Origin of the sequence: Dyadobacter sp. 3J3 (assembly GCF_009801115.1) — a bacterium.
Classification (GTDB): Bacteria; Bacteroidota; Bacteroidia; order Cytophagales; family Spirosomataceae; genus Dyadobacter.
In genome coordinates this window covers 1-14,195 of sequence record NZ_VTOL01000012.1, presented here as the reverse complement: position 1 = coordinate 14,195, position 14,195 = coordinate 1, and the positions used below count along the sequence as shown (strand labels likewise).

The following is a 14,195-nucleotide window of genomic DNA, read 5'->3' as shown; positions in this document are numbered from 1 at the left end:
ATATTGCAGTCTTTCTTTGCATTGTGATGGTTATATAACCAAAGAAATTAAGAATCAGTTGCTACTCTTGCCAATTGTTTTGAATCCGGCTTCAATTCAGAAAGTTTTTTCTCTTCCCTGATTTGCACCATCTTATCTAAAACATCTCCGCTTCCCCATTCCTTACTTCGTTCCGGATTGGAAAACCACTCTTTTACAGCTATTAATTTATAAATGTACTTAGTTGTTTCTGCGTTTAACCGAAGCTTAAAATAGTCATCTTTATTTTGTGAGTTCATTCGGTGTTGAATATGTGTTGGTCCCGCATTGTAGGCAGCTGCTACAAGTGTCCAGGAACCAAGCTGGCGGTGAAGTTCTTTCAAATACTTACCTGCTGCGTGGGTGGATTTAACAAGATGTTTTCGATCGTCAACCGTTCCATTTACGGTTAAGCCAAGTGATTTGGCTGTTGCGGGCATTAGTTGCCAGTATCCTGATGCTCCCCGATGTGAGGTCGCTTCATTGCTCATGGCACTTTCTATGATTGGAATATATTTAAAGTCGGATGGCACTCCGTACTTTTTAAGGATGGGTTCAATTATTCGCATCCTTCTTTCTGCGCTTGTCATCAGTTTACGAAAAGAACTGGTATCGTAATTTCTGATCATGTTCTGGTACCGCTCGGCTATGCGCATTTCCGTAAGAGGCACCTTTTCGCCACAAAAATTGATGGCAAGAAGGTTGGAGTTGATTGTTAGTTCAGACTTCATTTCCTTCTTTTCTACCTTCAAGTTGCTAAGAGAAAAAATCCCCATTGACGCAATTGAGAAGGCAACAAATATTAATCTAATCATCCATGTTTAATTTCGTTCAACATAATTTTCGGTGGTATTCCACGGGACAAATATAACGCTATTGAATTAATAAAATTTCATTTTAGGGTAAAAAGTTGATTTATAGGTAATTGGGTAATTTGGAATTAGCACTAATTTAAGTTCAATAAATTTTGTAGTGTTTTTGGGTTACAAATAGATTTACCCTGTTAAAATTAAATTTAAAGAATAATCATTGGAAATCACCTTCAGATACAAACTGAATATTTGCTGGTAATAATTGAACTTTTTTAAGACTAAATCTTCAATCTTAATGTGTGAAATATTTTTATTTTTGATTTTTATATTTTGTTGACCTAAATCTTACCTGTTTTTTCTTATTATTTTGTTTGAAATGGCTCGGTTTTAGAGGCTGTTTTCCTGTACAAAAGTTGCCTCTCGTTCAGTTTATAAATAGTAACTTGCATAGTTAGACACAGGATTTCAAAAATGGTCACAGTAGAAGAAGCGAAAAAAAGAATTACGGAGAATGCCGTTGCGTTACCAACAGCATTAAAAGCGGTACCCGAGTCATTGGGATATGTTTTGGCAAAGGATGTTTTGGCAACCTTATCTCTACCGTCCTTCCGACAATCGTCCATGGATGGATACGCCGTTTTGCACACCGATATTTATAATGATAATGTTATTTTACCCATTGTTGCAGAATCAAAAGCAGGCGGAACTTCGAAACTTTCTTTGAAACCCGGAACTGCGATCCGGATCTTTACAGGTGCCCCGGTGCCCGCTGGTGCTACGGCTGTGATCATGCAGGAACGAACTTCTGTTGAAAATGGAAATGTTATTATAAAGGAATGTCCCGTTGCAGAAAATCTGAATGTTCGTAACATCGGGCAACAGATCCGGGAAGGTGACATAGCCTTAGCTGCCGGAACATATTTGTCGGCCGGAGCCGTTGGTTTTTTAACAGGATTGAATGTTCAGGAAGTTGAAGTATATCGAAAGCCGAAAATAGGAATATTAGTAACCGGCGACGAGCTTGTAAAAACGGGTGAAGAATTAGGGGACGGACAAGTGTACGAGTCAAATTCGGCCATGCTGGTAGCAGCGTTGACAAAGGAAGGAATTCATCATGTTGAAATTCTATATTCCGAAGATGATTTAGCGTCAACAATCAGCAGTCTGGAATTATTGGCAACACGAAATGATGTCATTATTGCTACTGGCGGTGTTTCTGTCGGTGATTATGACTATGTTGGAAAAGCTTTGGAAACAATTGGTGCGGAAACGATATTTTACAAAATCAGACAAAAACCAGGGAAACCTTTATTGTTTGCAAAAACGCCGGGAAATCATTTTTACGCATTACCGGGTAATCCGGCTTCGTCTCTGGTATGTTTTTATGAATATGTTTTGCCAGCATTACGATTGATGTCGGGTCGGAAAGATCCTTCTTTATTTTCTTTCAAGCTACCCATTTCTCATGCTTATTCATTTAATGGAGAAAGGGACGAATTTTTGAAAGCCAGTGTTTATAATGCACAGGTTACTTCATTGGAAGGCCAGGAATCTTTTGCCCTGCGTTCTTTTGCAGTGGCCAATGCATTAATATATTTGCCGGTTACGCAACAAAATGTTTATGCGGGTGATCTCGTGGAGGTACATTTATTGCCTTTGTAATAATAGAACCGATAAAAAATGACTATCAATATTTTATATTTTGGAATGCTGGCGGAAATCTCGCAACAGGCAAAGGAATCTTTGTCAGGAAAAGAGAATATGACTGTTCGTGATTTAAAACAGCAGCTCTGTGAAAAATATCCGGAAATGTGCGAAAGAAAATTTAAGGTTGCGGTGAATCAGCAAATAGGAGACGATACCACCATTATTCCTCTTTCAGCTGAAATTGCACTTTTGCCGCCTTTTGCCGGTGGTTGACAAGAAATTAATAAAATTGATTTTGATCAATATATAAGAATTTAACAAGAAGTGATGGATAAACTTCATAAACCCAGGAAAGTATTTGTATCGGGCGCTATTAGTCCTCAATTTGTTGCGGATTCTATCGCCAAACATCAGAGTAAGGTGGATATCGGAGCGCACGCTATTTTTTTAGGACAAATTCGTGCGGATGAAAAAACAGAAGGTTTTGTAACGGGGATTGAGTATTCTGCTTATGAAGAAATGGCAGAACAGACTTTCCACGAGATTCGTGAAGACGCGTTTTCAAAATTTGACCTGATTTGTATGCATATTTATCATAGCATCGGAGTTGTGCCAACGGGTGAAATCAGCCTTTTTGTTTTCGTTTCTTCGGCACATCGGCGTACAGCTTTTGAAGCGTCTGAGTACATTGTTGAACAAATAAAAACCAAAGTTCCGATTTTTGGAAAAGAACTGATCGGCCCGGCCGGAGAATATATCTGGAAAGAAAATAAGTAAAACTGATAAAATGGTTGATATTACGCATAAAACCAATACGTTAAGGATTGCAACAGCGCAGGCAATAGTTCAGGTTAGCAGGCCGGAAACAATTGCGGCGATTCAAAACAGGACTGTCCCAAAAGGCGATGTTTTTGAAATGGCAAAAGCGGCGGGATTGCTTGCAGTCAAAAAGACGCCTGATTTGTTACCGGATTGTCACCCGATTCCAATTGAATATACTGGTGTAACATATAGAATTGAAGACCTGACAATCGTTATTGAGTTGACGGTAAAAACAATTTATAAAACAGGTGTTGAAGTTGAAGCGATGCACGGAGCGTCCGTTGTTGCGCTTACACTTTATGATATGTTGAAACCAATTGACAAAGGGGTTGAAATACGGAATATCAAATTGCTGGAGAAGAAAGGTGGAAAAAGTGACAGAAAAGCAATTCCTGAAAACTTGAAAACAGCCGTGATTGTTTGTTCCGATAGCATTTCAAAAGGTATTGGCGAAGATAAATCGGGCAGAAAAATTATAGAAAAACTGGATTTGCTTGGAATTGAAGTGAATGATTATAGTATCATTCCAGACAGCAAAACTACAATCCAGGAGAAAATAAAAAGTCTTTGCGCTTTCTCCTATCAATTGATATTAATAACGGGAGGAACCGGATTGTCGCCAAGAGATGTTACTCCAGAAGCTGTCAGTGAATTAATTGACAGAGAAATTCCGGGAATCGCTGAAACTGCAAGGCAATATGGACAGGAAAGAATACCAACTTCCATGCTGTCAAGATCAATTGCAGGTTTGATTGGTGAAACGCTCGTATTGACGATGCCAGGAAGTACTGGCGGCGTAACGGATTATATGGACGCTCTTTTTCCGCACGTCCTGCACGTTTTCAGTGTTATGAAAGGAAATAAGCACTAATTAATACAGAAAATGTCTCAACCTATTTTGGATACATTCGGTCGTAAGCACACTTATCTGCGGATTTCGCTGACAGATAAGTGTAATCTTCGTTGTACCTATTGTATGCCGCAGGAAGATATGCAGTTTATGCCCTCCAAATGGCTAATGCAGGCGGATGAAATTCAAACACTTGCGGGCATTTTTGTGGATATGGGTGTTGAAAAAATAAGGCTGACAGGTGGTGAGCCTTTAATAAGGAAAGATGTTGGCCAGATTATTCAGAATTTGGGAACCTTGCCAACTTCATTGACATTGACCACAAATGCAGTTTTTGTTGACCAGTTTATTGATGATTTGAAAAATGCAGGCGTACGTTCTTTGAATGTAAGTCTGGATACTTTGAATGAAACGACTTTTAAAAGCATTACAAAAAGAGATCATTTCAACAAAACGCTTGACAGTATAAAACTTCTCATTTCCGAAGGGTTTGTTGTCAAAATCAATGTCGTTGTGATGAAAGGAATCAATGATACCGAGGTTAATGATTTTGTAAGATTAACATTGGATGAACCGAATCTTCACGTTCGTTTTATTGAGTTTATGCCTTTTAATGGCAACAAGTGGGAGATGTCAAAAATCGTGTCCTACAACGATTTGCTTGCTGATATAAATACACAATTTGAATTTGAAAAACTGGAAGGCGAATTGCAGGATACTGCACATAGCTTCAAAGTTAATGGTGGAAAGGGCACTTTTGGAATTATCGGAACGGTTACGCATCCATTCTGTGCCGGTTGTAATAGAATCAGACTTACAGCCGACGGAAAACTTAAAAATTGTCTTTTTGATACAACAGAAATAGACCTGTTAACTCCGCTTCGTCGCGGTGAGGATATCCGCGCATTAATTTATTCTCATTTCCACAAAAAGCATTTTGCACACGGCGGGCATATTGATTTTACTGCCAAAGACGCAAAAGCGGATTATGAACAGAACAGGAGGATGATTGCTATTGGTGGGTAACTGCTTCTTTTTATTAAGCAAAGGTTAATTGCGTTGTTACAGACTTCACGTGAAATTTATAATAACGCTCCGATTTTTTATCATTCTACCGTTCAACCCGATTTTTTGCCGTTTAACTAATTGCGTGCAACGTCGGCACGGTGGAAGACATCATTGTTGAAAATTTAGCCATAAATCTTCAATCATGAAAAATTTCAAAACAACTTTCGTTGCCGTAATGACCGGCTTATTAGTAAGCGGATTTGCATTCGCAGGACAAACTCAAAATGCATCAGGAAATAAATACTATGAGCCTTTTAGGGTTGGGATGTATCGTGTGAAAAATACGTTGGTGATGAATGTATTGGTAGAAAAGGAGAAAGATACCCGCGTTCATATCAGGCTTGTGGATGGCAGTGGAAAAATTCTTCACCAGGAATATGTTGGTAAAGGAATCGAGAAGATCGGCCAAAAATTTGATTTCTCAGAGATCAGTGACGGAAATTACAAAATTGAAATTGTAAGCGGAGATGAGAAGATTACAAAGAATGTAAGTCTTGCAACGACTGAAATTGCAGAAGTTGCCGGAAGGAAATTAGTAGCGCTAAACTAAATTGAAAAAGGGTAACAAATCGGATACAGATTTGTTACCCTTTATTTTATTTTTCCCAGCCATTCGCTTTAAGCCAACCATCCATAGCTGCCGGCCAGTTTGCCAGCGATCCTTTTCCATCCGTTCTCAGTCCGAAACCGTGTCCGCCTTTTGGATAAAGGTGCATTTCTGCCGGCGTTTTAAATTTCTTTAAAGCCAGATAATAAGCAATACTGTTTTCCACAGGCACAGCTCCATCGTCCATCGCATGTACCAAAAAAGCGGTAGGCGTTTTTTCACTTACCTGCAATTCATTAGAATAATATTTTATCAGTTCCTCAGACTTTTCAGATCCTAACAAAGCATCGCGTGAACCTGCGTGTACCATTTCAGGTTGGAAAGAAACGACCGGATACAACAATATTGAAAAATTAGGTTTTGCTTCTTCCGATGCTTGTGCTCCCATATTATAATGCGTTGATAAAGTCGCAGCCAAATGTCCTCCTGCCGAAAAACCCATCACCCCGATTTTATCAGCATCAATATTCCATTTCTTGGCCGACTGGCGGATAAGTTTCATCCCCTGCATAGCGTCCATAAGTGGCACTTCATGTTGATGCGTCATTGCTTTTGCATCGGGTAATCTATATTTTAACACAAAAGCAGAAATCCCTCTTTCATTAAACCATTTGGCCAGATCGCTGCCTTCGTGAGACGCGGCAAGAATTCCATAACCGCCACCAGGACAGATCATAACCGCAGCGCCGGTTGCCTTTTCTTTTGATACAATAAAAGCTGTGATCGTAGGAACAGTAACTCCGCTGATTCTTAAAATACCGGAAGCATCGGTTACTGATTTTTCTTCAACTTTATTGGTGATGGAATTGGGGACTTTTCCTTCCGGCCATAAGGATATTACTTCATTTTGAGCCATTGTTTGTAATGATAAGGCGGTCAGGCCAATGGCCATAAGTAAGGATTTTGTATTTTTCATGGATTAAGGATCTTTCGGATAAAAGACGAATATTTTTAATCTCTACCCCAAATTATATGGAGATCTTGGTGAAAGTTATCGTTGGTGTACTTAGTCATCAATTAGATATTAATGATTTTGCAGGTCTAAAAATCAAAAATTTTATATACTTTATTAGTCCTGCTTCTAGTTTAATATTTATTCAGCCCGATTAGGAAAGTGAATTTTGATTTTTGGGGTATTATACTATCAACCATTAGTAATTTTATGATCATCATACGAATCGTTAGAATGACCTTCTATCCTGAAAAAACCAGTGAATTTCAACGCATTTTTGAACAATCTGAAAACGTTATCAGGAACATGCCAGGATGTTTATATCTGGAACTTTGGCGTGATGTCGCTGATCCTAACATTTTTGTTACACACAGTCACTGGGAATCTGTGGAAACCCTGGACGATTACAGAAGGACTGAATTTTTCGGTCTGGTCTGGAAAAAAACAAAGGCACTTTTTGCGGATAAACCCCTCGCATTTTCAGTTGAAAAAGTATCCTGACATTATCAATTTAACTTTAACTTTTTCTTTTAATTATTTCTTTGCCGGATTGATCATGATATGGGCGCGGTGTGTTCCCGGATCCATGATCCACGGCATTCCCGGCATATCCGGTTTTAGTGGAAGGCCGGTGCTTTCGGAAGTTGCAAAAGGTATATAAACCACATAACGCATGTATCCATCCTTCAATTCGCCCGTTTTAGGATCATAATTTTCGGCAGATCCTGAGAAAGAAAAAAGTGTTGCCGGTTGTTTGGGCATCATAAGCTTTTTGCTTTTTGCCTCTTTTTCACGGATATCAAATATCTCTTTTTGATTTTTTCCTTCTTTGGTCAAAACCCGGCCGCGTTCCATAAAAGGTTCAAGGTCGGCGTGATAACATGATACGTTAATCCCGTCTTTTGTAGGATCATCGGCGATACAAACAAAATCATTTGTTCCGTTTCTTAAAACCTTAAAAGTGCCATCCGAAGCATAGCCATATACTTTTGCAGCGGCTTGCTTGTCGCTCGGTGCAGCAAGAACAGCTGTTTTAATTTGTATGTCTTCGGGAGAAATTACGGTTTGTGCTTCGGCCTGAAATGCAGAGCAAATAATGGTAAGGCTAAAAAATATCCTGTTCATTGTAGTAGATGATAGGTGGCTGTTTTCTTATAGTCTAAATTTAGTAATCTTTATGGATAGAAACCTAAAATGGTTGACTTTGTAAAGCTTATGCCGCTCAAAAAATAACTGATTAAACCGATCACCGATGAACTTTAAGAATCCGGTAACATTATCAATTTCTGGTATGCTTGCCTTGGGAATACTGGCTGCATCTTATATGCGGACCAATCCAAGCACTGTAAAAGGATCAGGTCTGGATAGTTTATATGAAAACCTGTCGGCCGAACAAAAACATTCTCCCAAATATGCCACCGCCGGACTGACCGTTGCAAATGGCCTGGAGGCCACGCTTTTTGCAGCAGAACCAACATTGACCAATCCTACCAATATTGATGTAGATCATTTGGGACGCGTATGGGTTTGTGAGGCGTATAACTATCGTCCGGCGATTAACGGAAACCCAATACATCCCGAAGGTGACCGCATTTTGATTTTGGAGGATACCAATGGCGATGGCAAATCCGATGAGACAACGGTTTTTTATCAAGGCAAAGAGTTGAATTCTCCCCTTGGAATCTGGGTGATGGGTAACAAAGTAATTGTTTCTCAAAGTCCATATGTATGGCTTTTCACCGATGAAGATAATGATGGAAAAGCAGATAAAAAGGAAGTAATTTTTGAAGGAGTAGGCGGAGAGCAGCATGATCATGGAATGCACGCATTTGTCTTTGGACCGGATGGTAAATTATACTTCAATTTTGGAAATGAAGGTGGGCATTTACTGGACGGAAAAGGAAATCCGGTACTGGGTCAGGACGGAAAACCGGTTGATTTTAAGAAAAATAAACAGGGAATGGTCTTTCGCTGTGATCCTGATTTTAAAAATATTGAAGTGCTTGGAAATAATTTCCGTAACAATTATGAAGTTGCCGTAGACAGTTATGGCACTATGTGGCAGTCTGATAATGATGATGACGGAAACAAAGGTGTCCGGATTAATTATGTGATGCAGTATGGGAATTATGGTTATACCGACGAAATAACCGGCGCAGGCTGGCGTGCAAACCGTACTAATATTGAAGATTCGATTCCTTTTCGCCACTGGCATTTGAATGATCCCGGCGTTATTCCAAATCTTTTACAAACCGGAGCTGGCTCGCCAACAGGAATGGTGGTGTATGAAGGGCGCTTGTTGCCAAAAATATTTTGGGATCAAATGATCCATTGTGATGCAGGTCCGAATGTTGTTCGTTCTTATACAACGGCAAAATCAGGTGCAGGTTATTCTGCCAAAATTGTAAACCTACTGGAAGGAAAACGTGATCAGTGGTTCAGGCCTTCGGATGTTTGCGTGGCGCCGGATGGTTCGCTTATTGTTTCTGACTGGTATGATCCGGGTGTGGGTGGACATCAGGCTGGTGATCAGAATAAAGGTCGTTTGTACAGAATTGCTCCGGAAAATAATTCTTACAAAATCCCTTCGGCAGATTTCTCAACAGCGGTAGGTGCGGTACATGCTTTACAAAATCCAAATCTTTCGGTACGCTATCTTGCCTGGAATGCTTTGATGAAAATGGGAGATAAATCACTTCCTGAACTCAAAAAATTATTTGAAAATACAAAAGAAAACCCGCGTATGCGTGCCCGTGCTTTGTGGGCCATCGCAACGATTGACAAGGTAAGTACTGAAAATCTGGAATCGGCTTTACGTGATGCAAATCCGGATATGCGGATCATGGCAATTCGTGTTGTCAGGGAAAAAAGAAATGCCGATTTGGTAAAATATATCAAATTACTGGTTAATGATTCAGATGTTCAGGTGCGTCGTGAATGCGCTTTGGCACTTCATGGAACAGTTTCTCCCGATGCTGCAAATCTTTGGGCAGAACTCGCACAGCAATATGACGGGGAAGATCGCTGGTATCTGGAAGCGCTGGGAATTGGTGCTGAGGGACAATGGGATGCATTTTTTAAGGCCTGGCTTTCAAAAGCCGGACCAAATCCGATTGCCACCGACGCCGGGAAAAATATTGTATGGCGTTCAAGAAGTAAGGAATCAGTCAACTTGCTTGCTTCTCTTGCCAGCGATCCGGGTGTAGATCTAAAAAGTCGGTTGAAATATTTCCGTGCTTTTGATTTCAATCCGGGAGCCAAAGAGAAATCGACGGCATTATTGAAAATAATGAAAGGAAAAGCCGAAAACCAAAATGAAATAAACGAACTGGCGCTTCGTCATTTGGATCCTGTTTTTGTAAAACAATCACCGGAAGCATTGGCCTCTTTGAAAAAGCTGCTTGATGCGACTTATGGTACAACTACTTATATGGAACTGGTTTCCCGCTATGAGCTTCCGTCTGAAAATAATCGCTTGTTGAAATTGGCAGTTTCCGAATCAAAAACCAATATTGGCCGCTCTGCCGGTCAGCAACTTTTAAAGCAAGGAGGTTCAACATTACTTTGGGCAGTTGTCAAAGGAAAAGATACTGAAAAAGCATCTGCTGCGCTGGCGTCCATTAAAGGTGTTGGAAGCAAAGAATCTCTGGACATTTTGAAAACCGTTCTACTGGACAACAAGCAGCCAATTGCTGTTCGCACGGAAGCTGCCCGATCATTAGGCGGTACGATGAATGGAGAAGATCTTGTTTTGGTTTTGTTAAAAGAAGGAAAAATTACAGGCGATTTAAAGTCACCAGCCGTTCAGGGACTTAGTGGAGCCTGGCGGAAATCAATCCAGATTGAGGCGGCTAAATATATGGATGGAAATACGGCCGCGGCCAAAAAACATCCGGATATCAAAACGCTTGTGGGCATGACGGGAAATGCTGCAAAAGGAAAAGAAATATTTTCAATGTACTGCTCAGTTTGTCACCAGGTCAATGGCCAGGGAATGGATTTTGGGCCGAAGCTTTCTGAAATCGGCAGCAAACTTCCTAAGGAAGCAGAATACGCCGCTATCTTCGAACCAAGTGCAGGTATAGGTTTTGGTTATGAAGGTTTTGAAGTACAATTCAAAGACGGATCGTCGGCTACCGGAATTGTTTCAAGCAAAACGGAAACAGATTTGATCATGAAACTTCCTGGCGGAACCACTCAGGAATATAAAATGTCGCAGGTGAAATCAATGAAACAGATGAAAGATTCGATGATGCCAGCCGGACTTCAGTATGCTATGAGTACGGATGAACTGGTTAACCTTGTTGAATATTTAAGTAGTCTGAAGAAAAAATAAGTTACCGCTTTATTACAAATCTTTAATTGCAGCCCGTTGAAACACTTTTGTTTTAACGGGCTGTTTCTTTATAAGTATTTTTTCAATTTAAGTAAAACTTGTTTCGTTAATCTAAAAAAGAACTGGTAATTTTGAAGTTGTCCAATTGTCTTCTGCTCCATTGAATTACGTTTTGAAACGAATTAATTACTTTAAGTCTGCCTATCTGGTTGCCGCAAATCTTTGTTTTTTTAGTCTGAGTGGTACATGCCAGGTGGTTGATACACTGGCGAAAGTTCATCCGGATAGTTTGTACGCAACTTTTTCCGAACCTGAAAAACGATTTTCAAGAAATGCCGTCGCCGGTCTTTCAGCCGCTGATGGCCTTGAAACTACGCTTTTTGCTTCCGAGCCTTTAATTACAAATCCGATTAATATTGATGTAGATCATCGCGGTCGGGTTTGGGTTTGCGAATCTTACAATTATCGCCCGGCCGTTAATGGAAAATCGGAACTGAGTGTTGGCGACAGGATCGTGATTCTGGAAGATACAACCGGTGATGGAAAAGCGGATGTTACCAAAGTTTTTTACCAGGGTTCTGAGTTGAATTCTCCGCTGGGTATCTGGGTAATGGGCAACAAAGCCATCGTTTCTCAAAGCCCTTATGTTTGGCTTTTTACCGATACCGATGGCGACGATAAGGCTGATAAAAAAGAAATTCTTTTCAAGGGAATTGGCGGGACACAGCAAGATGCAGGCGTCCACGCCTTTGTATTTGGTCCGGATGGTAAATTTTATTTCAATTACGGGAATGCAGGAAAACAGCTTGTAGACGGACAGGATCGGCCGCTTTTGGATAAATATGAAAGACCGATTGATTTCCGCCAGTATCGTCAGGGAGTCGTTTTTCGGGTTGATCAGGAATTTAGAAATGTAGAAATACTGGCCGAAAATTTTCATAATGGTTTTGAAATTGCCGTTGATAGTTATGGTACTATGTGGCAGTCGGATCAGGAAGAGCCAGGAAATGGTGCCGACAGGGTAAATTATGTGATGGAAAATGGGAACTTCGGCTATATCGATGAAATGAACGGTGCCAGCTGGCGTATCAATCATACTAATCTTGAAGATGAAATTCCGCGCCGCCACTGGCATCAGAATGATCCGGGCGTCGTACCAAATTTACTTGAAACCGGTTCGGGACTGCCTATGGGCATGGTGGTTTACGAAGGAGATCTATTGCCAAGACGTTATTGGGATCAGATTATTCTGGCAGATGCGGGTCAAAATACCGTTCGTGCTTTTCCAATGCAACCCGATGGGGCCGGTTTTAAATCAACCGGAATTCTTCCTCTTTTGGAAGGAAAAAGAGATAAATGGTTTCGTCCAACGGATGTTTGTGTAGCGCCGGACGGTTCGCTGATTGTTTCAGATTGGTATGATCCGGTAGCCGGTTCACATAAAATGAAAGATAAAAGCAGAGGCCGGATTTTCAGGATTGCGCCCCCGGGCGTACCTTACAAAATTCCTGTTTATGATTTAACGTCTCCGGTTGAAGCCGTAAAAGCGCTGCAAAGTCCTAATTTATCTCAGCGTTATTTAGCTTGGAATGCCTGTGTTAAACTGGGTATGGCAGCGGAACCGGAACTTGAAAATTTATTCAGATTATACAACGGAAACCCGAAATTACGTGCCCGCGCACTTTGGGTTTTAAATAAAATAGAAGGTTTTAATCATAGGAATCTGGACATTGGTTTTAGAGAATTAAATCCAAATTTGCGTATTACCACATTAAGAGCTGTTCGTCAAAGAAATAGTGACCCTACGGAATATATAAAAAGATTAACCTCTGACCCAAATCCGCAGGTGCGCCGCGAATGTGCTTTGGCGATCAATCATAACCATACTTACGAAGCCCTGGATGTCTGGCTACAACTTGCGCAGCAATATAAAGGAAATGATCGCTGGTCTGTGGAGGCATTAAGTATTGGTGCGATCGGGCAGTGGGAAAGGATTTTTCCGGCATGGCTGGCAAAAGCAGGAAAAAATCCTGGTGATATGGATTCTGGAAAAGATTTGATCTGGTTGGCTAGAACGAGACAGGCAATTCCTTATTTGACTGATCTGGCGTCGGATACCTCGGTAACCTTTAAAAACAGATTACGTTATTTCCGTGCATTTGATTTCTTCCATGCGGGTTACGAAAAATCACAGGCGTTGATGCATGTGATGGATGTGAAATCATCTGACCGGATTGAAGTCAGTAAACTCGCTTTGCTGCATTTGGATAAATCCTTTGTTACGAATTCACAACAAGGATTGACGGCTCTTAATAAGTTACTTGACGAAACATACGGCACCGAAGATTATATTGAACTGGTAACACGCTATGCACCGGAATCTGAAAATTCAAGATTATTCCAGATGGCCATTGAAAAATCGGGTAGTGTACTTGGGCGCGATGCCGGTGCTTTACTTTTGGAAATTGCCGGTGTTTCTTTCATTACGGATAAACTTTCAACTTTAAACGATTCGAAAAAATCAGCTTTACTTGCTTCTCTTCAAACGGCGGGAAGCGCGGAGTCTGTCTTTATTTTAAGATCGACGGCTTTGGATGTAAATCAAAAAGAATCGATTCGGGCAGATGCTGCACGTTATCTCGGGGGAAGCTGGCCGGGTGAAGATGCGGTTGTCAAATTGTTAAAACAAAATCAGATTGACGGAGATATTAAAGTAGCTGCTTTGGAAGGCGTTAAAAATGCATTCCGGGAAGAAGTGAAAAAAGATCTGGCACCGTACTTTCCAAAACCTGTTGAACCGGTAGTTGTTGCAGAAGAAGTGGAACAACCGAAAAGCAGGAAAGAAAGAAGGAGGAGGAAAAATTAAGGATTTGTAACGGTTTCACGCAAAGCAAAAAAGATAAGGGCCAAGCACGCAAAGATTTTAACTTAGCGTGCTTTGTCCTTTTTCCTTACCTGCTACTATATAACTTCTTCATGCTGCCTCAGCCATAAGCCTTTTTAGTGCCCTTTCTAAATTTGCAATTTTAGCCAATCTGTATTTTTCTCTGTATTCGTCTTGGTCGAAAGGAATAAAAGGCTGC

12 protein-coding genes are annotated in these 14,195 nt (G+C 40.6%); 9 read left to right on the top strand and 3 right to left on the bottom strand.

The features are described 5' to 3' along the window. Positions 1-47 precede the first annotated feature (47 nt). Positions 48-833 (bottom strand): lytic transglycosylase domain-containing protein, encoded by a 786-nt coding sequence (locus tag FZF08_RS23395; protein WP_159474247.1) that lies wholly within the window; start codon positions 831-833, stop codon positions 48-50. Positions 834-1,301: 468 nt separating this feature from the next. On the opposite strand from FZF08_RS23395, the gene glp reads away from it, so the two are divergent. The 6 genes from glp (at position 1,302) to FZF08_RS23365 (ending at position 5,767) form a co-directional block, all read left to right on the top strand. Further along, positions 1,302-2,492, top strand: coding sequence for a gephyrin-like molybdotransferase Glp (gene glp, locus FZF08_RS23390; protein WP_159474244.1), 1,191 nt, complete (start codon positions 1,302-1,304; stop codon positions 2,490-2,492). An 18-nt stretch (positions 2,493-2,510) separates the two neighbouring features. Beyond that, complete coding sequence (locus FZF08_RS23385; RefSeq protein WP_159474241.1) at positions 2,511-2,750, top strand: MoaD/ThiS family protein; 240 nt, start codon at positions 2,511-2,513, stop codon at positions 2,748-2,750. A gap of 54 nt (positions 2,751-2,804) precedes the next feature. Next, positions 2,805-3,254, top strand: a complete 450-nt coding sequence (locus tag FZF08_RS23380; RefSeq protein ID WP_159474238.1) for a molybdenum cofactor biosynthesis protein MoaE — start codon at positions 2,805-2,807, stop codon at positions 3,252-3,254. Positions 3,255-3,264: 10 nt separating this feature from the next. Then, positions 3,265-4,170, top strand: a complete 906-nt coding sequence (moaCB, locus tag FZF08_RS23375) for a bifunctional molybdenum cofactor biosynthesis protein MoaC/MoaB (protein WP_159474235.1) — start codon at positions 3,265-3,267, stop codon at positions 4,168-4,170. A 12-nt stretch (positions 4,171-4,182) separates the two neighbouring features. Continuing rightward, positions 4,183-5,175: a GTP 3',8-cyclase MoaA gene (gene moaA, locus FZF08_RS23370; protein ID WP_159474232.1), complete on the top strand. Its 993-nt coding sequence runs from the start codon at positions 4,183-4,185 to the stop codon at positions 5,173-5,175. Positions 5,176-5,359: 184 nt separating this feature from the next. Then, a complete protein-coding gene (locus FZF08_RS23365; protein ID WP_159474229.1) occupies positions 5,360-5,767 on the top strand; it encodes a hypothetical protein in 408 nt (135 codons plus the stop codon). Between the two features lie 46 nt (positions 5,768-5,813). Here FZF08_RS23365 and FZF08_RS23360 read toward each other — a convergent pair whose 3' ends face one another. Continuing rightward, on the bottom strand, positions 5,814-6,740 hold the full coding sequence (locus FZF08_RS23360; RefSeq protein WP_159474226.1) for an alpha/beta hydrolase: 927 nt from the start codon (positions 6,738-6,740) through the stop codon (positions 5,814-5,816). A 246-nt stretch (positions 6,741-6,986) separates the two neighbouring features. On the opposite strand from FZF08_RS23360, the gene FZF08_RS23355 reads away from it, so the two are divergent. After that, positions 6,987-7,277 (top strand): antibiotic biosynthesis monooxygenase family protein, encoded by a 291-nt coding sequence (locus FZF08_RS23355; RefSeq protein WP_310590614.1) that lies wholly within the window; start codon positions 6,987-6,989, stop codon positions 7,275-7,277. A gap of 33 nt (positions 7,278-7,310) precedes the next feature. Here FZF08_RS23355 and FZF08_RS23350 read toward each other — a convergent pair whose 3' ends face one another. Then, complete coding sequence (locus tag FZF08_RS23350; protein ID WP_159474223.1) at positions 7,311-7,901, bottom strand: hypothetical protein; 591 nt, start codon at positions 7,899-7,901, stop codon at positions 7,311-7,313. Positions 7,902-8,028: 127 nt separating this feature from the next. Between FZF08_RS23350 and FZF08_RS23345 the strand changes: the two genes are divergently transcribed. Next, positions 8,029-11,112, top strand: a complete 3,084-nt coding sequence (locus FZF08_RS23345) for a PVC-type heme-binding CxxCH protein (RefSeq protein ID WP_159474220.1) — start codon at positions 8,029-8,031, stop codon at positions 11,110-11,112. Positions 11,113-11,284: 172 nt separating this feature from the next. Next, positions 11,285-13,978, top strand: a complete 2,694-nt coding sequence (locus FZF08_RS23340; protein ID WP_229216662.1) for a PVC-type heme-binding CxxCH protein — start codon at positions 11,285-11,287, stop codon at positions 13,976-13,978. Positions 13,979-14,195: the final 217 nt, after the last annotated feature.

Coding starts and splice junctions, on each gene's coding strand:
- moaCB (WP_159474235.1), top strand. CDS start 3,265: ATGGTTGATATTACGCATAAAACCAATACGTTAAGGATTGCAACAGCG.
- FZF08_RS23360 (WP_159474226.1), bottom strand. CDS start 6,740: ATGAAAAATACAAAATCCTTACTTATGGCCATTGGCCTGACCGCCTTA.
- FZF08_RS23385 (WP_159474241.1), top strand. CDS start 2,511: ATGACTATCAATATTTTATATTTTGGAATGCTGGCGGAAATCTCGCAA.
- FZF08_RS23355 (WP_310590614.1), top strand. CDS start 6,987: ATGATCATCATACGAATCGTTAGAATGACCTTCTATCCTGAAAAAACC.
- FZF08_RS23365 (WP_159474229.1), top strand. CDS start 5,360: ATGAAAAATTTCAAAACAACTTTCGTTGCCGTAATGACCGGCTTATTA.
- moaA (WP_159474232.1), top strand. CDS start 4,183: ATGTCTCAACCTATTTTGGATACATTCGGTCGTAAGCACACTTATCTG.
- glp (WP_159474244.1), top strand. CDS start 1,302: ATGGTCACAGTAGAAGAAGCGAAAAAAAGAATTACGGAGAATGCCGTT.
- FZF08_RS23395 (WP_159474247.1), bottom strand. CDS start 833: ATGATTAGATTAATATTTGTTGCCTTCTCAATTGCGTCAATGGGGATT.
- FZF08_RS23350 (WP_159474223.1), bottom strand. CDS start 7,901: ATGAACAGGATATTTTTTAGCCTTACCATTATTTGCTCTGCATTTCAG.
- FZF08_RS23345 (WP_159474220.1), top strand. CDS start 8,029: ATGAACTTTAAGAATCCGGTAACATTATCAATTTCTGGTATGCTTGCC.
- FZF08_RS23380 (WP_159474238.1), top strand. CDS start 2,805: ATGGATAAACTTCATAAACCCAGGAAAGTATTTGTATCGGGCGCTATT.